This window comes from Bacteroides sp. OM05-12 (assembly GCF_003438995.1).
Lineage (GTDB): Bacteria > Bacteroidota > Bacteroidia > Bacteroidales > Bacteroidaceae > Bacteroides.
The window spans coordinates 94,370-117,374 of the sequence record NZ_QSUN01000001.1 but is presented as its reverse complement, the minus strand read 5'-3'; the positions used below and the strand labels follow the sequence as shown (position 1 = coordinate 117,374).

Genomic DNA, 23,005 nt, shown 5'->3' with positions numbered 1-23,005 from the left:
ATTATAAAAAATCTGCAATTTGCCCTAACTTCATGCTGTTGGATCCTTTTATCAGAATGTAAAAGCCGTTAGGTTTATTTTTCTTTAATTCTTCAATAGTAACTGTAACATTGGGTAATACATGGAGTTCGTTTTGGGTTTTTCCAAACTGGTCTCCTACAATAATTATCCGTTCGAAATTACATTCTTCGATGAAATCGACTATTTTCTGATGTTCTTCGATACTTGTTGCGCCAAGTTCTTTCATATCCCCTAGGATAACCATTTTATGTTCGGCTTTGATATTGCAGAAATTATGCAAAGCTGCCATCATACTGGTTGGATTGGCATTATAAGCATCTATAATCAATTTGTTGCTGGCTGTCTCTTTCAGTTGTGAGCGATTATTTTGTGGGGTATATTCCTCTAATGCTTTGTTTATTTTTTCCGGTTCTACGTGAAAGTAGGTTCCTATTGTCACTGCAGCTAATACATTGTCCAGATTATATTCACCTATCAGTTTTGTTTGTACCTGATAATAAATTCCTTCTTTACCCATTTTCCATTGGAAGGCGAGGAAAGGAGAACAAGAAGTGACATTGCCGTTTATATAAAGAGAATTTTCTTTTCCGTATGAGATAAGATTCAGTCCTTTAGCTATTTTCATCAAATAAGGATTCTCGTGTTGAATGAATGTTACCGAATTTGTTTTCTCACGGAGAAAATCATATAATTCGCCTTTAGTTTTGATAACACCTTCAAAAGAGCCGAATCCTTCAAGATGGGCCTTCCCTACATTGGTGATAATTCCATAGTCCGGTTCTGCTATATCTACTAATTCTTTGATATCTCCCGGATGGCTTGCTCCCATTTCGATAACAGCCAAATCGTGTTCCGGTTTTAAACGGAGCAAAGTGAGCGGTACGCCTATATGGTTATTCAAGTTGCCTAACGTATATAGTATGTTATAAGACTGGGATAGAACTGAGGAAATGAGTTCCTTAGTAGTAGTTTTTCCATTTGTTCCTGTGATCCCGATTACTTTTGTCCCCAGTTGCTTACGGTGATAATTGGCAAGTTGTTGCAGTGTCTTTAGGCAATTATCAACAAGGATGATTTTTCCGTCTTTATCGTTTGCGTATTCTGCTTCATCCACTACAGCATAAGCGCAGCCTTTTTCCAGAGCTTGTGCGGCAAATGTGTTTCCGTTGAACGATTCACCTTTTAATGCTATAAAAATAGAACCGGTCGGGCAGTTGCGACTGTCTGTCGTGACTACCGGATGTTGTTGATATAGTTGGTAAAGAGCTGCTATATTCATAGTTGTGAAGTTTTTTATTTTCATGGCAAAGATAGAGGTAATCCGATTAAAATTTAAAAATTAACAATGAAAAATTAGAAATATATTAGATTGTATGTATTTTTGTCTCAATGAATAAACCGGAAAGCAATGTTGATGCCTAAATATATAAATGTAAATGGACGATTGATGGATTTATCCGAAGCTCAAGTGATGGGTATTTTGAATATTACTCCTGATTCGTTTTATGCTAATAGTCGCAAACAGACTGAAGAAGAGATAATTTTGCGTGTTCGTCAGATTATTGATGAAGGTGCTTCTATCATTGATATCGGTGCTTACTCGTCTCGTCCGAATGCAGAAAATATAACTCCGGCAGAAGAACTGAAACGTTTGCGCTTCGGGTTGGAAATCATTCATCGAATAGCTCCGGATGCTGTTATTTCGGTAGATACTTTCCGTGCAGAGATTGCCGAAGCATGTGTTGAGGAATACGGTGTTGCAATAATCAATGATATTGCAGCGGGAGAGATGGACGCAAAGATGTTTGAGACGGTAGCTCGTCTGAATGTTCCTTATATAATGATGCATATGCAAGGAACTCCGCAAGATATGCAACTTACTCCACATTACGAGAATGTGGTAAAAGAGGTCTTCATGTATTTTGCGGAGAAAGTAGATAAGTTACGTTCGTTAGGTGTAAAAGATATTATTCTTGACCCGGGATTCGGCTTTGGCAAAACATTGGAACATAATTATGAATTATTGAATTATCTGGATGATTTCAAGATATTTGAGTTACCATTATTAGTTGGTGTTTCTCGTAAATCAATGATTTATCGTTTGTTGGGGACAACACCGGATGAAGCATTAAACGGAACTTCCATATTGAATACAATTGCTTTGATGAAAGGAGCGAATATTTTACGTGTGCATGATGTAAAAGAAGCTGTGGAAACTGTTAGAATAGTGAAAACGATGCAGTCTTCTGTTAATCATTAATTATAAGAAATATGTTCATTGACTTTAGTATAAAGGATTTTATAGATATCTTACTGGTTGCTTTCTTGCTTTATTATACATATAAGCTGATGAAAGCTTCAGGGTCTATTAATGTCTTTGCCGGAATTCTGGTTTTTATACTTATTTGGCTTGTTGTTTCCCAAGTTTTGGAAATGAGATTGTTAGGCTCAATCTTTGATAAACTGGTTAGTGTGGGCGTGCTTGCACTGATTATCTTATTCCAAGATGAGATTCGTCGGTTTTTGCTTACACTTGGTTCGCATAAACGAGCTAGTGCTTTAGTGCGGTTTCTTACCGGGAATAAGAAAGAGTCAGTTGAAAAGGCGGATATTATGCCTATCGTAATGGCATGTTTAAACATGGGTAAACAAAAAGTAGGAGCGCTTATTGTCATGGAAAAGAATATCCCACTGGATGATATTGTCCGGACGGGGGATGTGATAGATGCGAATATAAATCAACGACTTATAGAGAATATATTCTTTAAGAACAGCCCTTTACATGATGGCGCAATGGTAATTAGTCATAAACGTATAAAAGCTGCGGGATGTATCTTACCGGTATCCCATAGTCTTGATATTCCCAAAGAGTTAGGGTTACGGCATCGTGCTGCTCTTGGTGTGTCACAGGAAACGGATGCGTATGCAATCATTGTATCGGAAGAAACCGGTGGTATTTCCGTTGCTCATCGTGGAGAATTCCATTTACGTTTGACCGCCGAAGAGTTGGAACGTATCCTCACGAAAGAAGATTAGTTTAGCATCAGACTCATATATGGTTTTTGTAAAGTAAAAGAACGGAGCGGATCGGGTAATAGATCGGTATGGTAACCTAACAATATTCGGGTTAGTTCTCCGATAGAAAGTGGAATGCTTTCTTTAATTGGTTCAAATGACCGTTCGCAAACACCATATTTAAGTAGATAGTACCCTTGATTCTCATTGATAATCTCGTCTGATATCTCTAATGCGAGATGGATTTCATTGTGTTCTTTTGCATAGAGTTGTAGCATTTGCTCTACGTTTATGATACGTGCCATTCCAAGTTTTTGATCACTTTCTCCCTTAGCTGGTTTTATATATTCTACAAATGATGTGCTCATTTGTCTAGAGGCTTCCTTTAATAAAGAATTTCGTATCTCTGTATCTTCATAAAGTAATTCAGGTATGTGAATAGCAGATTCTTCAAGAATGCAGAATGCCATTCCCACAATTTCCATTTGTTTTCGTGCTATGAGTAGTTTACCACCACTTAATTTCAAGTCTTCAAGAATAACTTCAAAATCGTCCATCGTATGTTGGATACAGCAAGGACGTTCCATTAGTTTACGCATCAGATAGGCATGTACATCCAATTGATATGGAGTATATTCTGCTATTTCATATTGTGAAGATGGCATTAATTCTGTTGTGTCTATTTTTTCTATTGAATAATCGAAAGCTGGTGTATATCCATATCTGCCATAATAACTGAATAACCATTCTTCAGCTGGAATAAGTGTGCTTAGAAGTATACCGTTATCATACATGCGTATGAAGGTATCCGCTAATAGTTGTCCCATTGCCCCATGATTGCGGTAATGAGGATGAGTGCATGCTCCCGAGATATAAGAGGTCGAGATTATTTCATTGCAGAAAGTCATCGGATAGGGAATCATTTGAAGAGCAGAAACCATTTGATTGTTTTCATAAATCGCCATATTGATTTCATCCTTATATCTCATGCGGAAATACAAGTCGGTAAAAGCTTCATTATCTTGAAAACAAAGTTTCCAAAGCGCTTTAGTCACTTCTCGTTGAGATTCTTTCTGCTCCATCCTTATTTATTTTAATGTAGCCATACATTTTTCTAAAAGGATTTCCGGGTGGTAAGACATTTTTGCTTTTCGTAATCCTTCAATACCCAAATCTTCTTCTCGGTTAATATAAATGTATTGTTCCGGTATGTGGTTGACAAATTCATAATTTATCATTGTATATGCTCCTTCAATTTCGGTGTTTGCCTTTTCGATGCAAACATCAAAGGTTTGATTATTTATCGGCATTCCAAAAGTAAACGCTGCAATCTTACCGCTGACATGAAGAACTCCGCCTGTCAAACCCAATTGTTCGAAATGATTCAATGCATAAGTAAGTGATTGACGTTCTGCCGCTAAAGCTTCTTGTTCATGGCAATTATTCGCCTTACACCATTCTGCTTCCAATGCTAAACATTCCGACACCAGCTCAGGAGTGATAGGTTTATATTCGTAATCTGGATAATTTCTTAAGAATTTATTGATATGATTACGTTTTGGCTGATATTTCTTTCCTTTTAAAGTCGCAAGATCACTGCGAAGATAGATATAATCGGCATAATCACGGTTTGAAACAAAATTAAATTTGTCAGGCATAATCCTTTCTATCTCATCTTTTGTGCCGACACATACACCTAACATCATGAATGGTTCTCCTAATTCACGGGCATTTTCAATAATCTTTTCGAGTACCGGTTTCAAATCACCCTCTCCAATAGGCATCATATAAGCCAATTCCTTATCTGCATAGAAACGGCATACTAGAAAGTTGTCGATTATAGCATATTGGGTGTTATATAAGAAACGCCAGCTACAGAGATTGGAAAATGACAAATCGCAATTTCTGCGCCAACTATTTAGAGTAAATGACTGAATAATATCTTTATCAGCCAGTGTTATATCTTTGAATTCAATCATAATATTTACATTATATTATATATAACAATTAAAACGCCATATTGTTAGAGCAGTCCCACTAAACGAAGTATGGAAGGAGTAAGTAAGGCAGTGAATATACCATTTAAAGTTAATCCTAAACTGGCAAAGGCACCATATTTCCCGCTAATATCCATTGCAGTGGAGGTTCCTACCGCATGGGCGGCTGTACCCATTGATAATCCTTGTGCTATCGGACTTCCTATCTTTAATAATTGGAGTATTTTAAATCCGCAGATTGCTCCGAATAACCCGACAAAAATTACCACGGCGGCAGTTAAAGCAGGTATACCTCCTATTGTTTTTGTTACTTCCATAGCGATTGGAGTGGTGACTGATTTTGGAGCTAAAGATAATATGATTTCCTGGCTTGCCCCCATTGCTTTGGCTATTAGTACAACGGAAACAACTCCGACAAAGCATCCTGCCAGTTGTGAGAGGACAATTGGCAATATCTGTTTTTTTATTGTTTCTAATTGAAGATATAAAGGTACACCCAAGGCCACGACAGCTGGTTTTAACCAGAACTCAATCAAATGACCTCCTTCATTGTATGTTTCAAAACTGATATTGAACATCTTAAGGAAAATTATAAGTACTGCAATAGTCAGTAATATCGGATTAAGTAAGATTAATCCTGTCTTTTTCTGTAATAGTTTGGCAAAGAAATAAAAACCGAAAGTAATTGCCAAAAGAAAGAATTTATTTTCTAAATAATCCATTTGATCTGCGTGCTAATTGGTGAACCCATCCGGTTATGACTAATACTAATATGGTACTGATGACTGTTGCAACAACTATTGGCCAAAATTGTGCAGCAATAATGTCAAAATAGAGCATCAATGCAACTCCCGGAGGAATAAAGAAAAATCCTAAGTTGGCAACAAGAAAGTCGGACATACCTTGTACCCATTGTAGTTTAATCCAACCTAGCTTTAAAAAGAGTGTAAGCAACAGCATACCGATGATACTGGAGGGAAGTTTGATTCCGGTAAGGTAAACAATTAATTCACCTAAAGCTAAACATCCGAATAAGATGGAACATTGACGAATCATACCTATGTGATATTATTGAAAACGGTGGCAAAGTTAGAGAATAATTTGGTAGAGGAAATGGCTTTCCATGATTATTTTATATAATTATTCTCAAGATAATATTTCTGAATAGTTAATTCGTATCGTATTGAAATACAGTGAATAATAGGGCACGTGTTAATTCCAGATTAGGTGCTCGTGTGTGAAGTTCATGTCCGAATGGTAATATAAATATAGGTGATGGGTGGATTTTTTGATTTATTTTATTATTTGCGATAAAATAAATCCTATTTTGCAATGTAGATATTGCAAAATTATATACTTTTGCAGCGTGAAAAACAACTTCTTCGATAGTTAACACATAAATATATTATCTATAATGGATTTAATAAATGAAATTGTTGAGCGTGCGAAAGCAAGTCGCCAACGCATCGTTTTACCGGAAGGAACGGAAGAACGTACTTTAACAGCTGCCGACAGAGTTTTGGCAGAAGGGGTTGCTGATTTGATAATCTTAGGTAATCCTGCTGAGATCAAGGCTGTTGCAGCAAAACTTGGTTTGCAAAACATTGATAAAGCTACTATTATCGATCCGGAAAACCATCCGAAGAAAGAAGAGTATGCACAATTGCTTGCAGAACTTCGTAAGAAAAAAGGTATGACTATTGAAGAAGCGCGCAAGTTAGTGCTTGATCCTTTGTATCTGGGATGCCTTATTATCAAGGCCGGCGATGCAGACGGACAGTTGGCCGGTGCACGTAATACAACGGGGAATGTACTTCGTCCTGCTCTTCAAATCATCAAAACAGCTCCGGGTATCACTTGTGTTTCCGGTGGAATGTTGCTGATTACCAAAGCGAAACAATATGGTGAAAATGGTGTGCTGGTTGTTGGGGATGTAGCTGTAACTCCGGTTCCTGATGCTGAACAATTAGCTCAGATTGCCGTTTGTACAGCTCGTACGGCAGAAGCTGTTGCAGGATTTAAAGATCCTAGAGTTGCTATGCTAAGTTTCTCTACAAAAGGCTCTGCAACACATGAAGTGGTAGATAAAGTTATAGAAGCTACCCGTTTAGCAAAGGAAATGGATCCTGCATTGAAAATCGATGGTGAACTTCAGGCGGATGCAGCTTTGGTACCGTCTGTAGGTGAGAGCAAGGCACCGGGTTCAGCAATTGCCGGTCATGCAAATGTTTTGATATTCCCTAGCTTGGAAGTAGGAAACATTGCTTATAAGTTAGTTCAACGCTTAGGAGATGCAGATGCCGTAGGTCCGGTTCTTCAAGGAATTGCACGTCCGGTAAATGACCTTTCACGCGGATGTTCTGTGGATGATGTATATAAAATGATTGCAATTACTGCAAATCAAGCAATTGCAGCTAAAACTCAGAAATAATCAATAATAAAACATGAAAGTATTAGTATTAAATTGCGGTAGTTCGTCCATCAAATATAAATTATTTGAGATGGATACCAAAGAGATATTGGCACAGGGAGGCATTGAGAAAATCGGTTTAAGAGGTTCTTTCCTTAAAATCAATTTGCCGAATGGTGAGAAAATCACTTATGAGAAAAATATTCCCGAACATACGGCAGGTATTGAATTTATTTTGAAGACTTTGACAAGTCCGGAGTATGGTGCAATCAAGTCTTTGGATGAGATTGACGCCGTAGGCCATCGTGTCGTTCATGGAGGAGAAGCATTCAGCAAATCTGTACTGATAGATAAAGAAGTTACGGATATGATTGTGGCATGTAGTGATTTAGCTCCTATTCATAATCCCGCCAATTTGAAAGGTATCAATGCAATTTCAGAGATATTGCCTGATGTGCCTCAGGTTGCTGTATTTGATACGGCCTTTCATCAGACAATGCCTGACTATGCTTATATGTATGCTATTCCTTATGAGTTATATGATAAATACGGTGTACGCCGTTATGGTTTTCATGGAACGTCACACCGTTATGTTTCGCAACGAGTATGCGATTTCTTAGGTGTTCAGCCGGAAGGATTAAAGATTATTACTTGTCACATTGGTAACGGTGGTTCTATTTCTGCTATCAAAGATGGTATGTGTGTAGATACAACCATGGGACTTACTCCATTGGAAGGCTTGATGATGGGTACTCGTAGCGGTGATATTGATGCTGGAGCTGTTACTTTCATTATGGATAAAGAAGGTTTGACTACAACCGGAGTCTCTAATCTTCTGAATACGAAATCCGGAGTGTTAGGAGTATCCGGCGTGTCAAGTGATATGCGCGAGTTGGAAGCTGCTTGCAAAGCGGGGAATCCGAAAGCTATTCTTGCAGAGAAGATGTATTTCTATCGTATTAAAAAATATATCGGAGCTTATGCTGCTGCTCTGGGAGGTGTGGATATTGTGGTCTTTACCGGTGGAGTCGGAGAAAACCAGGCATCATGTCGTTTGGAAGTGTGTAGCGGGTTACAGTTCATGGGTATTAATATCGATGAAGAAGTTAATAATGGAATCCGTGGAAAAGAAGCTGTAATTTCTACAGCAGATTCAAAAGTGAAGGTAGTAGTGATACCAACAGATGAGGAGTTGATGATTGCTTCTGATACAATGACGATTTTGAGCAAGGAGAATTAATTTGTTTCTTTTAGCTATAACTATAAGCTCAGAGGGTATTTCGTTACTGAAATACCCTCTGTTCATTTTGAATACTTGGATTGTTTTAGAATAAGCAAACTAAAAACACCTAAGAGAGTGTTGGCTTACGCTCCCGTAGGTATAAGTTCTCGCTCCCTTGAGTGTTGGTCAACGCCCCCTTAGGTGTAAGACAACGCTCCCTTAGGTGATTTATAAAACGGTCTTGATGTTTTTCAAAAACACCTTGATGTTTAAAAAAAACGTCAGGTTGATTGATGACAAACATACGGTTGATTGTTTGCAGATGATAGGAGTTTGTGTATAATTGTCTGATAGAATGGGGCTCAGATCATGCACATTATCTTACTTAAATATTTCTTAGAGAGTCCTCTAATGAGTCTTCCAGCTCTATTCCCATTTTCTTTCGAATACGATACCGTGTCTTTTTCACACTATCGGGCTGTAAAGACAACATTTGAGCTATTTGTTTGTTCTCCATGCCAATGCGAATGTAGGAGCAAAGACGTAATTCACCCTCGGTAATCGAGGGATATAGAGATTTCAATTTGGAGAAGAAGTCCGGGTGTACCTTTTCAAATTGTATTTTGAAGAACTCCCATTCATCGTTTGTACCAAGATGTCTTTTTATATCTTTTCCTATTTTTATCATGGTGTTTGAATTGACATGCCCTACTTCTTTCTCTTTTTCGATTTCTTCAAGTAGTGATTTCAATACCTGATTCTTTTCCATAATAATTAAAGAGTTGGAAGTTAATTCCCGTTCTTTGGATGCCAGTTCTACCTTGAAATAATTGTTTTGTAGAGCTTCTTTCTCAAGTCTGGTTGTCAATTCTTTGTTTTCCAACTCTTGTAGCTGTTTTTTTATCTTTTCTTCCCGGTGCCTTTTCCAAAAGATGTAGCAGACCAGTATGGCAATGCAGATAATAAATGTGCAAATCATGAATGTCAGGATGAACTGAAACCTGCTTCGTTCCTCCGTTTGGCGAAGCTCCGCTTCGTATTTCTCAATGGCAGATCTGCTTTCGATACGGCGTATTTCTGCCAGACTATTTGCCTGATTTAGCGAATCTTTGTATATCTCATATTGATTAAGGTAGACGTAAGCACTATCCAAATGATGCATTACGGCATAACATTCCGACATGTTTTTTAGTATGGGAACAAGTAAATCCGCATTCCGTTCATTAACCAAATCGTATGCTTTTTTGTAGAAGAATAAAGCGCTGTCTATCTGATTCTTATTTTGATAATAAAGCCCAACGTAAGTGGTGGAATATATTGATAAACCTTTATTTGCAAAATGTTTGGAGAGATTGTATGCTTTAAAGATAAATTCTTGGTTATGGAAATCGTCGTGTTCTGAAAGTAATAGCAGAGTATTGATAAAGAAACTTGTATCTTTCACGCAAACCGGATTGCTCAATAACTTCATCAGCATATCATCGGCCTGTTGTTTATCATCCAGTAAATATAACACGTTGGCTATATTTAATTGGTTTTTAGCCTCATAAATAGGCTCTTTTAATTGTTTGTAATACGTATCTGCTTTCTGTAAATACTCTAAAGCCTTTGTGTTATCCTGTAGTCGGCTTAAAATATTTCCCATATCAATATAAGCATGTGCGAGCATGAATAAATCATTGATACTGCTGTAATATTCGGCTATTTCCTTTAATTCTTTGTAAATCAGGTGCACTTTCTTTTTATGCAGAATTGTTCGCAAATGCTTGATACGCATATAGTCATAACTGTAATGGATGGAATCTACCATATTATATGCTTTTTCTATCAGGCAGAGTGTAGAGTCTATATTACTCTTCTTTAGTTGGGCTCTCGCATCCCAAAAAGCGGCTCTCCATAAAAAAACAGGTTTATCAGGGGTTGCTTTGGCAATGGAATATAGTAGATTTATTTGCTTATCCCGATTATGGTTGTTATCATCAGAGATAAATCCTTTCTCAAGTAGATTTACGATTGAATCAAAGGAATGATGGGTTGGCTTCCAATGAAATTCTGTCGTGTTTCCTCCAAAAAGTCCTAAAGAAAAAAACGATAAGCAAAAGACTAAAATGATACCTTTCATAACGCAAATATACAAAAAATGCTATCTGTCCACTCATTGTCCGGGCTATTTTTGGTGATAAAGGCAGTTGCATACTTACATTTGTGAAATAATCTTTCTAAAATATGGAATCAATATGAAGAAGAATCTACTATTGAATTTGATGTTGGTGATGCTTTTGTTGTTACCGCATGTTTGCTGGTCGCAGGCTGACAGTCCTGAAATTTATGGTTGGTTGCGTTTTGATACGAGGAATCAGGACGAATATGGTATTTGTAAGTTTACGGCGGATACTCCGGAGAATATAACAGTGTTGTATCCTCATGATCAAAATGAAGTGGCATGTGCCGGAGCTTTTGCCAACAATAAATATTATGTTTACCTCTATCAACCGGTAGATGGCGGTGCTGTACCGCTTACATTTAATTATGTGAATCTAGCTACGGGTGAGTTTAAACAAGTAGCGGATTATAGGAATATGCCGACTCTTTATTCGGATATGACGTATGACTATTCTACTAAGACAATGTATGCATTAGGTAAGACCAGTTCAGGCTCAACACTTCTAAAAGTAGATTTAACTGATGGCAAATATACTGTAGTAGGGGAGATGGGCGATGAAGGTCGTCTGTTTGTAGCTTTAGCATGCTCTTATGAAGGAGAGATGTATGCAATAGATGCTGATGAAGGTCATTTATGGGGAGTGAATAAAAAGACAGGTGCAACCGAGGATATAGGATATACTTGGGAGGAACCGGAGGCAAACTATCTTCAGTCTATGGAGTTCGATCATTCGACTAATACGCTATATTGGGCATTAAATAATATCTATGATGAGGGTGCTTTGGCTACAATCAATTTGGAAACCGGCGAATCTGAAAGAACTGGATATCTTGGAAATGATGCACAAGTGGTAGGTTTATACATTCCTTTTAAAAAGACGAATGCCGATGCTCCGGCTGCAATATCAGAGTTGACTATTATTCCGGGTGAGAATGGAATGTTGACTGCCAATTTGAGTTGGACGAATCCATCTACTACTTTTGGAGGCAGTGTATTGGCTGCGTTAACTAAAATACAGATATATCGCAATGATGTGTTAGTACAAGAAATAAAAGATCCGGAAATTGGAGGTAAGGCTTCTTGGGAAGATAAAGGTATGCAAAACGGATTCTCGACTTATCGTATTATCGCGGTAAATGAGAAAGGGGAAAGTAGTGATGTAACACAAACTCTTTTTATCGGTCGTGATGTACCTGTGGCACCTATGGAAGCCATATTAACGGCTATAGATAAGAATAGTGCGAAAATAACATGGAAAGCCCCGGTGGCAGGAGTAAACGGAGGATGGGTGGATTTGTCTTCCATTACTTATAAAGTAACCCGGTTACCTGATAATTTTGTGTTGACAGAGTCTACTTCGGATACAGAGATTACCGATACTTCAATTGAAAAGCTCAATAATTATTCTTATGAAATTCAGTCGGTGACGATCGATGGTGACGGCGGTAAAGTTGTTACAAATTCTATGATAATAGGACCATCGTTGAGTGTACCATATAGTTGTGACTTTGCGACGGATGAAATATTTGCTTTGTGGAATGTGATAGATGCCAATCAGGATGGGTTTACATGGAGGCGTGAAACGACACTGAAAGCAGCATATTACTATTATAATGAGAATGATGAAACAGTGCCGGGAGATGACTGGCTGATTTCTTCTCCTATTCATTTGGAAAAAGGTAAAATTTACCGTTTAAACTTTAAGTTGCAATCTTATGATGTTGGATACCCGGAGAAAGTTGCTGTTTATTTAGGTACAGGGAAAGACATTGCCGATCAAACCAATCTTTTAGGAGATTATGTTATAGAAAGCAATACCTTTGTTGGACACAAAGTAATATTGCCGGAAAATCTGGAAACAGGTGATTATCATCTTTCTTTTCATTGTCATTCTGATCCGTATATGTTCATTCTATATGTGACAGACGTACTTCTAGAGGAGGTCAACGAAGGAGGTATATCCGGTGTAGTCACCGATGGAGAAGGGAATGCGATTCCGGATGCGAAAGTCACAGTTAAAGAGCTGAATAGAGATGTGGTTACCGATGAATATGGTAATTATAAATTTGAAGAATTGGCAACAGGAACGTATACATTGCTGTTCTCTAAAATCGGTTATCAATTGTTGGAGAAAGAGAAGATAGATGTAACTTATGGTGAAACGGTTACTGTAGATGCTACATTAAATAAATTGCCCGTGTATTCTGTTGTCGGAAAAGTTCTGAATATCAATAACAGGCCTGTAAATTCGGCAAAGATCTCATTGACAGGATATACCGATTATTCAGTAGTGACAAATGAAAACGGTGTTTTTACATTCCCTGAGGTTTATCAAGCAGATAAATATGCGTTGATAATGGAAAGATACGGTTTGTGTAACGATACTATTATGGTAGATGTGAAAGATGCTGATGTTCAATTAGCTGATATCATATTAAAAGATAAAGCATTGCCTCCCTATCAATTAAAAGTGGATGTTAGTGATAATGGAGCCATCTTAACTTGGCAGAAGCCGATTGATACACGGACATTCCGTCATGATAACGGTATTCATAGTGGTCGATTAGGTACGACGGGTTCTACTGCAAAGAGTGTTTATGGTTCCGTATTTAGAACTCCGGCTAAATTAATCGGTATGACATGGTTCACGGAAAACTATCTGATGTCCCATTCTTCGGTAAATATCTTCGTCTTTGATTTGGATTCGGAAGGGGAACCTACTTCTACAGTTTTGTATTCAAAGATGAATGTTCCTAATACTGACTTACAATGGACTACATTTGAATTTGAAGTACCGATAGATGCTCCTAACGGATATATGTTGGCTCTTAGTTATGAGGGGCATGTAGGTTTGGGGCTTGACAATGGGGAGGGTCCTGATTATCCATTTGAATCTCATGTTAATTGTTATTCGGAAGATTATACTACCGGTAAGTTTGTTTATACGGAAGAACACGATATTAAACGTTCTTTGATGATTCGAGGTATCGGTGTTTTAAGAGGGGAAGATGAATTACCGGAGATAACTTCAGAAAAGAAATATGCTGTATGGCGTCTAACCGAAGAACAGAAAGAGACTCCGGAGCAATGGGAAAAATTGACTGATGAGGCTATAAGTGATATGGCTTATACCGATACTGATTGGCAGAATCAAAAACAAGGATTTTATTATTATGCAGTGAAGACACTATATAATAATGGTGCAGTTGCTTCTGATGCTAAGCTATCAGAGATATTGGTGAAGGACATGGTTACACAGATTACAATGAAAGTAAAAACGAATACTCCTCAAAATGAATCGAAAGGTGCAAAAGTTACATTGGTAAATGTAGATAATAAACCGGAACATATCTATAATGCTGTTGTGGATAAGGATGGCAAGGCTGTGTTGAGCGATGTTTGGAAAGGAACCTATAAAGTTACGATAGACTTAAAGGGTTTTGAGTCCTTTATAAGTGATGGGGAGGATTTCTCCACGGAAAACAGCTATGAAACGTCAGATTATATTTTGGAGGAATATGTTGTGAATCCGTTTAATCTTGAAGTTGTTAAAACAGGAAAAGAGCAGGAACGTATGTTCAACTGGAACGTAGCTGATTTCCTTTTTGATGATTTTGAATCACATAAGGACTTTGTTATTAATTCTACAGGAGATATAGGATGGAATTATATAGATGAAGACGGAAAAGAGACTTATGGCATTGATGATGTAAAGTATATCAATGCTACGATGCCGATGGCATATATGGTTTTTAATCCGTATGAGACAGATCCCAAAGTGGGAATTATGGATAAGAATATTCGTCCTTATAGCGGTGAAAAGTTCCTGGCTTCATTCCCGGCTCATCCGGGTCCTAACAATGACTTTATTATCTCCCCGGAGTTGAGCTTTAATAAAGACTTTATATTTAAGTTCTATGCGAAGAGTTATACGGAAGATTATGGTCCGGAACAAATGAATGTAGGTTACTCTGTAACAGGGAAAGCAATTGCTGACTTTGTGTGGTTGAACGGCAATGAACCGATTGATTTACCAATGGGAGATTGGATAGAGTATAAATATACCATACCTGCCGGAGCTAAATATGTGACGATTAATTGTGTGTCCGATAATATTTTCATCTTTATGGTAGATGATGTGTTCATTGGTCTGGAAATACCGGAAGGTCTTGACTTACAAAAGATGAAAAATGATATTTCTTTCGAGGTGTATTTGGATGGAGTAAGTTTGGGGACGACAAAGTCGACCGCTTATTTGTTGAGTAACTTGGCACAAGGAAAACATAAAGCAGGCGTAAAGGCTGTGTTCTCTTCTATAACAACCCCATTGACAGAGATAGAATTTGATGTAGAGGAAGTCAGTGGAGTAGATAAGAGTGAAATTAGTAGTTGGTCAGTTGCTCCTAATCCTGCAAATGATGTGGTGAATATATCCGGTGAATATGATTATTTGGTTATCTATAATGTTTCCGGTAACGAGGTTCAACATTACACGTATACACAGCAAATATCTGTATCGGAATTGCCGGAAGGAATATATTTCATTAAAATTGTATCAGGGCAACGTTCCGAAACATTTAAATTGGTAGTAAGTAGTAGTAAATAGCCTTTTTAGCTAAGGCGAGTAGAATTGGATGCGTGAAGGGGAATGATTATTTTTTATCGACTCTGAACGCATCCTTTCTTTTATTCTATACCTTATCAATTCATATTATTTTATACCCCCTACTAAATTTTTGTCGCGGAGCTCATTATCAACGCTTTATCTTCTAAAAAGCCCTAAATAAGAAAACTTGTGACATTCGTTGCCCTTATGTGTGCTGAAAATTTGTCGCGCTTTTTGCATTAAAATGCCCTACCTCTATGTCCTTGACGCACTACGTCTTCTTGCCGAATGCCCTACCTCTTTTTGGATACGGATATAGACGAATTCTTTTAGTTGTAAAGGAGTAGTCGGATAGAAGTCAGGAGGTTTTTCTTTAGTCCCTTCGGTTGAACTTGCCGATTATCTTTATTGGAATGCGCTTTGTTGCCGTATTTGACATAATTATATAAGCAATTGATAATAAAAGCGTGGTGTGAGTTATGCAAATTGATGATTTTTGCAGTATACAAATTGGTAGGTAATTGGGTTAGCTTTAAGATTAAGGTAAAGAGATTATTTTTAGGGTAATATTTTGGGTTCTACTTTATATAAATATTATGAAAAAGATTGTGTTGATATTGAGCTTTCTGCTTGTTGCGTATGTGGTACAAGGGCAAAATACCTCTGTACGTTATTATGGTGTAAATCTTTCCGGTGCGGAATTTGGAGGAGTGTATCCGGGTATTGACGGGACGCATTACGGTTATCCGACATATAAGGATTTGGATTATTTCAAAGAAAAAGGTCTTACCCTTATTCGATTTCCTTTTCGGTGGGAAAGAATCCAGCAAGTAATGAATGGAGAGTTAGACGCTAACGAACTGGTTAAAATGAAGGCTTTTGTGAAAGCGGCGGAGGAAAGGAATATGCCTGTAATCTTAGATCTGCATAATTTTGCCCGTTATTCTTTTGATGGTGGGAAAAATTATATACTTATAGGAACTTCTCCACAACTTACCAAAGAACATTTGGCGGATGTTTGGATAAAGTTGGCGTGCGAGTTTAAAGATTATAAGAATATATGGGGATATGATATTATGAATGAACCATATGCAATGGAACAATCCGCTCCTTGGTTTGATATGGCGCAGGCTACGATTAATGCAATCCGAACGGTAGACAGGAAAACTCCAATTATTATTAGTGGGGATTCTTTTAGCTCTGCTTTATTATGGGTCCAATATAGTGATAATCTTCGAAATCTAGTAGATCCGGAAAATAATTTAGTATTTCAAGCTCATACTTATTTTGATAAAGATGGGTCGGGTACTTATAAAAACTCTTATGATGGCGAGGAAGCTACTCCTCAAACTGGAATTCAACGTGTCAAACCTTTTGTTGAATGGTTGAAACGTTATAATAAACGTGGTATACTTGGAGAATATGGGGTGCCGGATAATGATCCACGTTGGTTGACGGTATTAGATAATATGTTGAAATATATTTTTGAGAATGGAGTCTCCGGTACTTATTGGTCTGCCGGTCCCAGATGGGGTGACTATTCTTTGGCTGTACAACCGGATAATAATTATACGACTGACCGGCCTCAGATGAGTGTTTTGGAAAAGTATCCATCAGATGGATATGTGACAGAAGTTTCTTCTATAAAAGAAGGGCAAAATATAAAGATTGTCTGCAATGGTAGAAAAGTTTTAATGCTTTCAGAGTGTCTTTGTAGAGTGCCTATTTATGATATAATGGGAACAATGGTAAAGTTAGTATCACTTTTTCCAAGGGAGTTGTTAACCATTGAATTGCCAAGGGGCTTTTATGTAGCTGAGAAAATCAGATTTGCTGTTTTGGATTAAAAATACTTATGATTAAATAATATCAGAAAAGGTTAAGATTAACACATCTATGGATGTTTCATTCTGAAAAGGAAATAATAGTTATTAATTTAAAATGTAATAGTATGAAAAAGATTTTATCTTTATTATTGGCTGCTTCAGCTATGAGCTTGCAAGCACAAACGTTGTTGGTTAATGATTTCGAGAATGGTTTAGGAGGAGCTTATGTTGCTGTTGACGGGAGTTGTGAAGTTATTGGTAACCCCAGTATAAATGATGGTAACAATTCAGCAAATGTATTAAAAATAACAAGTACTAACTTTGCGCAAGTCGGTTTCCCGGTTTCTCTTCCTAATGGAAAGACATTGAATGATTATGCCGGAATTCGTTTTCAAGCAGCAATTTTACCGGGTAATGATCCAAGTAAGATTCATTGGATAGGTTTTAATGTTGGTGTTTCGGATAATAAAGAATCAATGGATTTAATTGATCCTGAAAGTGGTAATGGTGCAGCATGGGGAGATGGAGTGGAATTGAAATGGGTTGATGTTGAGCTGTTATTTAATGAAACTCTTCTTGCGGAGAAACTAACTACTTATACTTCTGACGAGCGGAATGTAATGATTAAACTTGGTCGTGCAGAATTTATCTATGCTGTAGACAATATTCGATTGATAGAGAAAGAAATAAAAGACCCGAATGCCATCTTTACTTTTGAAACAATGGATTTAGGTGTGTCCAACCGTTGTCAGATGCCTTGGGCCGGAAGTTGTGAAATTGTAGAGAACCCTTATAAAACAGGAATTAATACTTCTGATAAATGTCTTCATATAGTTAATCCGGAATGTTCTCCTGTAACTTTGGCTAACGCTTTACCTGATGGGAAAAACTGGTCGGATTATAAAGGGATTAATTTTGATATTTGTTTTATAAAGGGTGAGTCACTTCCGTGGGGAAGTATAGAAATAGGCGTACGTGCAGATAATGGGGAACATACTAAGTTTGGATCGGTTTATGATGAGAATGGAGAAGAGACTGCAGCATGGGGAGAATGTACGCTTGATACATGGATGCCAATTGAATTGAGTATTAAGGATAACTTGGTAACAGATAATGTTAAAGGTGTTTCTACATTATATATTCGTCTTATGAAAAATAATATGGAATATTTATTGGACAACGTGACATTAGTTCCAATTTCTTCAGAAACAGATATAAAGAACAGTATCATTCAAGGATTTTCTGTTGTTGGTGTAAAAGGAGAAACGATTGTAACTTTAGAAAAAGATATGGTTGTCAGCATTGTAACAATAGATGGTAAACAAATTCTTTCTCAGCGGATGGTAGCCGGAAAGCATAATATTTCATTACCTGCCGGGCTTTACATTATCAATAAAAATAAAGTTGTAGTATATTAATGTCCTAATCATAATGAAATGATGCGATTTCGTAACGGGATCGCATCTTTTTTTTGGCACTGTCCATTATAATTATATAAAATAGTTGTCTTAAAACTATTTTTATATACCCCAATATCTATTAGCTTACATTAGTATCATTCCAGAATCTTTTCTTTTGAATAGGAGGGACTGATTTGAAATTGATTATTTATCTTTTATGTCTTAAGGTAAGTATGGTCCTTATGTAATGGATATGTATAAAACGGGCGTTGGCATTATAAATGTTTATTTGGAGCTTTAGAGAATTAATATAAATTACTGTTCATTGAACAGCGAAGGAATTTTACTTACGTTTATTCTTTATTATATTTATCGTTGGATTGTTAGTCTTGGTAGTGAAGCATTTATTATCATTTGATTCTGAATAAACAGCTAGTTAGTTAGTCTCGCCTGAGGTTATATCTGTCAAAGCAATATTTATCATATAAATCTCTGTGAAAATCCTTATTTATTCATACTTTCTAGTTCCTTTTTTATCTATGAGTGGATAGTGTGTTGGATAAGCGTATACTTTTGTTGCATATTCCGTGCTTTTCTCTCCAAAAATAGCAGCAGGATGGGTGGAAGATGGTTACGTTTTCTTAACTACTGAAATCAGTTTTATCTTGACTAAATTGTTATTGCTATGGCAGTAGGAATATTCCGGAGATGTCTAGTCATCTTTTTTAATCACTTTCATATTTATTTTAATACTCGCGGAGTTGTGAAAATCAATTTAAGTGCTTTTTCAAACTCCGTGAGTATCTATGTATTATTAAGATCTTTCAGACAATTATGGGTCTTATTCTAATTATCCCAAAAATCATTTTGCCTTTTTCTTGATTTGGTTGAAGGGTCCAATGGATCATTTACATTGGGGCGTCCACTTCCTGCTATTATGCCTTCACATTCTATTTTTATACATGTAAGCTCTGGTTTTATATATTTTTTCTTCATGGTATTCTATTTATAATTTAATAATTTTTTGATTATCGATGATGTAAATGCCTGATTTTAATCCGGAAATAATATTTCTGCCTTGAATGATATATTCTGTTCGTACAAGTTTTCCTGAAATGTCATAAATAGCAAGGTGGCTTGTCTGGGTGGATTCAACTACTATTTCATTATTTTGGATATAGATTTTGTAACCAGTGCTGTTTTCTGCGTAATAAGTGGCCAAGGTCGTTGTTGTACTTTCTATAAGGAAGCGATTTGGAGCGTGTGCTGGATCTTTAGCTGTTACATAGCATTCGAAAGGAGAAATTGAACGGATATTCTTTTCAAAAGCACTGCCGTCTTCATTAATAGCATAAATATTTTCTGTTTGTGTTTCTCCCTTTAGGGTGCAAGTCATGTTATATTCGCTACCTGTTTCTGCTGTAAAAGAAGGGGTTACTTCTATATTGCAGTTTTGAGATATGAAAGTAACTTCTCCTGTAATATTATAACGATCATCATAATCCACATGATTTGGGAAACAGATTATGTAGGGCTTATTTGCTTCTAATGTAGCTGTATCTACAAAACCTGTAGGAGTTATTTTGCGAAGCCAAAATGGATTTTTTTCTGATGCAATATTCCCGTTTTCGTCGTAAGACGATAGAGATACTTCTATTCCAAGTTTGTTTGTTGCCGTAATATCTTTGACGGTAAAAGGTAAGGTAATGGTTCTCCACCCTTTAGCTTCTTGTTTACCGCTTGGAATACCTTCTTCACTTAAATTGCGTGTATAGATAATTCTCTCTGCAGTAAAAGCCATAGGTGCATGAAAAGGCATTTTATCAGTTAAAGATATGCTTTTGGCTTTATTTTCTATGATTATGTTATTTTCCATAATATCTGTTCCTGCTGGAAGATATATCAGGCAATTAGGATTTCCTGTTGTGAGTGTGCTCAAATATTCTGTGACACCTGTTAAATCAATGCTTGTGATGATTTTGTTTTCAGTAAGCAGTGAATTGAGACCTTCTACATCGGGTGTTGATCCTGATATAGAAATCATGGATGCATTTTTTAAAATATCAGCATTGGCGGGTTCAATCACGTTTCCGTTTGCTGTAATAGTTTCTAAAGTAACTATATTGGACATCACATTCCAAACAGCATTTTCTTTGTATTTATTGTAAGCTGTAAAGGGAACATGTAACGTACAAAACTCAGCCTTAAAAGCTCCAGTGAAGGGAGAATTGCCGTTTGTTCCTGTTATAGCAGGTAAAGTGCTGGCTTCACAAGTAATTGTATTTAATGACCAACAATTATAAAAGGCACCGGCTTCAATACTCTTGATCATTGTTCCTAATCTTATTTCTTTTAGTGCATTGCATGCTGAAAAAGCCCATAACCCTATTGTTTCTATGGTTTTAGGTAAATTAATTACTTCTAATTTGTTACATCCGTAAAAGAGCGACCCATTGATTGCTGTTATTCCTTCGGGAATTGTTATGGAAAGGAGTTCTTTACAATTATAAAAACAGCCGGAATTTATAGTAGTCATTTTTGATGGCATTGTAATATCTGTGAGAGTATTACAACCACTGAATAAATCGTTTCCAAAAGTATTTACTGTTTCAGGTATAACAACTTTCTTTAGAGCTGTGCAGCCCATAAAAGCATGATATGCAGCTTCAATGACTCCATCCGGTAGAATTACTGTTTCAATTACCTTATTTTGATAAAACATTTCTTTAGGGAAGACATTATCTATGGTACCCATTCCGTTGAGATAGCTTTCTCCTCCTTTTATGATTTTAGTATGTTTCATATCCAAATCTTTGAGTTTTGGAAGTTCACGTATGGTTTTTATATCTGTACTATTTAATGTACCATAAAGAGTCAGTGATGTAATTTCTTCTATAGGTTCCGGAAGCAATGAAGCTAAAGTTCCGGCTGTTTCTACATTAATTGCACCTTCGGGTATCTCAATAGGAGGAGTCTCTGATGTAATTTTCATTGCATTAATATAGCAAAATCCAGATGTATTGTTGGTACTTTTGCCAATGGTCAATACTATCTTTCCCGCTGCATTTGGTTGGACTGCTTTTACTTCTGCTAAATTCTGAGTATTGGATGCAGCGTCCAAGGTAGCTTTGATAGTGTTTGCTCCTGTAAAAGTGTATGTACTTTCACGGTTCCCATCTCCACTTCTTGAAGCGAATACTGTAAAGTTATAAACTTGTTTTGGATTAAAACCAAAGAATTCTATAATCGGATCTTCTCCATTTGAACTTAGATTGCTTTTAGATATTGCTTCATTCATCTCCATAATGGTGGATGAGCTTCCATTTTCTGCTGCATGGGTAAACCCGACAAGAATATTTAATCCTAGAGATGTTACAACTTTAGAAATGTCATTTAATACGTCTAAGCGGGTTCCGGCTCCTTGTCCTATCACGTCATTCCAATTGTCTAGTTCTGAAATTCTTGGCCCGAAGTTTATATAAACAGGATTTGCCAGAATACCATCGGAGGAAGAATCACCTAACAATACTGGAATATTTTTAGCTTTAACTTTATTAAATAAAATGGCATGGGCCGCATCATTTAGGTGTACTCCATCACCAGAGTCGTACTCCGGACGAATAAAACTGTAACCATCGATCGTTGCTATATCTGTATAAAAATCAATGGCACGGTCACTGTATGTTCCTAAAATTTTTTCTGTGAGTTCTTTAAATTGATCTCTAGCTCTTTGTTTGTCACCATTCGGTTGATTGGTTTCATTGTAGGGACCTGTATATTTTTCTCCGAAATTATGTGGTTGTGAGGTAGTTATCCATACTTTCACTCCGGAATTCTCTGCCTTTTCAATGATGGTAGCAAAATGTTTCATTTGGGTATCTACAGGGATTCCGTTAGAGACATCATTGGTAGGCATATTGATAATGATTCCTTTTGGGGCATAACTTAAAGCTTTGTCTATGTTACGTTCTGTATCTACAGAAAGGATATGTGAACCAGTATTATAATCGGGGGTTCCGGTTGGCATAATTGCACAAGTGGTATAACCACCTTTGGCTAGGTTAATAACTTGTGAAGTTGGGTCAATACTTTGCAGATAGGTACGATAATGGTTTACCCAAGCGTTTTCTGAGTTAATGACACCTGCACCGGCTGCTGTCGATGAACCTAGTATTACGATTTTAACTCCGGCATATGCTGAAGATAGCAAGCAGGACATAATGACGAGGCACAATGTGTTGATGAATTTTCTTTTCATACTTTTGTTTTTAAGATTACAAATTCAAAATCAATAAATTAACAGCACAAAAATATCAAACTTATCATCCGATAAAAAATACTATT

General features: G+C 36.8%; 15 protein-coding genes. 7 read left to right on the top strand and 8 right to left on the bottom strand.

What is annotated here, in order from left to right; all coding sequences use genetic code 11:
• Position 1 precedes the first annotated feature (1 nt).
• The gene (gene murF / locus DXB63_RS00480) at positions 2–1,300 is read right to left on the bottom strand and encodes a UDP-N-acetylmuramoyl-tripeptide--D-alanyl-D-alanine ligase (protein ID WP_122124408.1); all 1,299 of its coding nucleotides are present in this window, start codon (positions 1,298–1,300) and stop codon (positions 2–4) included.
• A 129-nt stretch (positions 1,301–1,429) separates the two neighbouring features.
• Between murF and folP the strand changes: the two genes are divergently transcribed.
• Both folP and cdaA read left to right on the top strand, forming a co-directional pair.
• Positions 1,430–2,281: a dihydropteroate synthase gene (gene folP / locus DXB63_RS00475; protein ID WP_122124407.1), complete on the top strand. Its 852-nt coding sequence runs from the start codon at positions 1,430–1,432 to the stop codon at positions 2,279–2,281.
• 11 nt (positions 2,282–2,292) lie between these two features.
• Positions 2,293–3,057, top strand: coding sequence for a diadenylate cyclase CdaA (gene cdaA / locus DXB63_RS00470; RefSeq protein ID WP_122124406.1), 765 nt, complete (start codon positions 2,293–2,295; stop codon positions 3,055–3,057).
• Here cdaA and DXB63_RS00465 read toward each other — a convergent pair.
• Genes DXB63_RS00465 through DXB63_RS00450 form a run of 4 tightly spaced genes read right to left on the bottom strand, consistent with a single transcriptional unit; the run spans position 3,054 to position 6,089 of the window.
• On the bottom strand, positions 3,054–4,118 hold the full coding sequence (locus tag DXB63_RS00465; RefSeq protein ID WP_122124405.1) for a GNAT family N-acetyltransferase: 1,065 nt from the start codon (positions 4,116–4,118) through the stop codon (positions 3,054–3,056). The genes cdaA and DXB63_RS00465 overlap by 4 nt on opposite strands.
• 6 nt (positions 4,119–4,124) lie before the next feature.
• A complete protein-coding gene (locus DXB63_RS00460) occupies positions 4,125–5,015 on the bottom strand; it encodes a DUF2156 domain-containing protein (protein WP_122124404.1) in 891 nt (296 codons plus the stop codon).
• A gap of 44 nt (positions 5,016–5,059) precedes the next feature.
• Positions 5,060–5,755 (bottom strand): LrgB family protein, encoded by a 696-nt coding sequence (locus DXB63_RS00455; RefSeq protein ID WP_122124679.1) that lies wholly within the window; start codon positions 5,753–5,755, stop codon positions 5,060–5,062.
• Positions 5,736–6,089, bottom strand: coding sequence for a CidA/LrgA family protein (locus DXB63_RS00450; protein WP_122124403.1), 354 nt, complete (start codon positions 6,087–6,089; stop codon positions 5,736–5,738). The genes DXB63_RS00455 and DXB63_RS00450 overlap by 20 nt, the downstream gene beginning before the upstream one ends.
• Positions 6,090–6,444: 355 nt before the next feature.
• Here DXB63_RS00450 and pta point away from each other — a divergent pair, with 355 nt between their 5' ends.
• Entirely contained in the window at positions 6,445–7,464 is a 1,020-nt protein-coding gene (pta, locus tag DXB63_RS00445; RefSeq protein ID WP_122124402.1) for a phosphate acetyltransferase, read from the top strand.
• Positions 7,465–7,477: 13 nt separating this feature from the next.
• Complete coding sequence (locus DXB63_RS00440) at positions 7,478–8,683, top strand: acetate kinase (protein WP_122124401.1); 1,206 nt, start codon at positions 7,478–7,480, stop codon at positions 8,681–8,683.
• 367 nt (positions 8,684–9,050) lie between these two features.
• Here DXB63_RS00440 and DXB63_RS00435 read toward each other — a convergent pair whose 3' ends face one another.
• On the bottom strand, positions 9,051–10,787 hold the full coding sequence (locus DXB63_RS00435) for a hypothetical protein (protein WP_122124400.1): 1,737 nt from the start codon (positions 10,785–10,787) through the stop codon (positions 9,051–9,053).
• 115 nt (positions 10,788–10,902) lie between these two features.
• Between DXB63_RS00435 and DXB63_RS00430 the strand changes: the two genes are divergently transcribed.
• From DXB63_RS00430 to DXB63_RS00420, 3 genes are all read left to right on the top strand, one after another.
• Entirely contained in the window at positions 10,903–15,435 is a 4,533-nt protein-coding gene (locus tag DXB63_RS00430) for a carboxypeptidase regulatory-like domain-containing protein (RefSeq protein ID WP_122124399.1), read from the top strand.
• Positions 15,436–16,031: 596 nt separating this feature from the next.
• Complete coding sequence (locus tag DXB63_RS00425) at positions 16,032–17,282, top strand: glycoside hydrolase family 5 protein (RefSeq protein ID WP_122124398.1); 1,251 nt, start codon at positions 16,032–16,034, stop codon at positions 17,280–17,282.
• A 104-nt stretch (positions 17,283–17,386) separates the two neighbouring features.
• Positions 17,387–18,679, top strand: coding sequence for a hypothetical protein (locus DXB63_RS00420; RefSeq protein ID WP_122124397.1), 1,293 nt, complete (start codon positions 17,387–17,389; stop codon positions 18,677–18,679).
• Between the two features lie 828 nt (positions 18,680–19,507).
• On the opposite strand, the gene DXB63_RS17830 is transcribed toward DXB63_RS00420, so the two are convergent.
• Together DXB63_RS17830 and DXB63_RS00415 are read right to left on the bottom strand one after the other, a co-directional pair.
• The gene (locus tag DXB63_RS17830; RefSeq protein ID WP_158563599.1) at positions 19,508–19,657 is read right to left on the bottom strand and encodes a hypothetical protein; all 150 of its coding nucleotides are present in this window, start codon (positions 19,655–19,657) and stop codon (positions 19,508–19,510) included.
• 10 nt (positions 19,658–19,667) lie between these two features.
• Positions 19,668–22,919 carry a leucine-rich repeat protein gene (locus DXB63_RS00415; RefSeq protein ID WP_122124396.1) on the bottom strand — a complete coding sequence of 1,084 codons (3,252 nt, stop codon included), beginning with the start codon at positions 22,917–22,919 and terminating at the stop codon, positions 19,668–19,670.
• Positions 22,920–23,005: the final 86 nt, after the last annotated feature.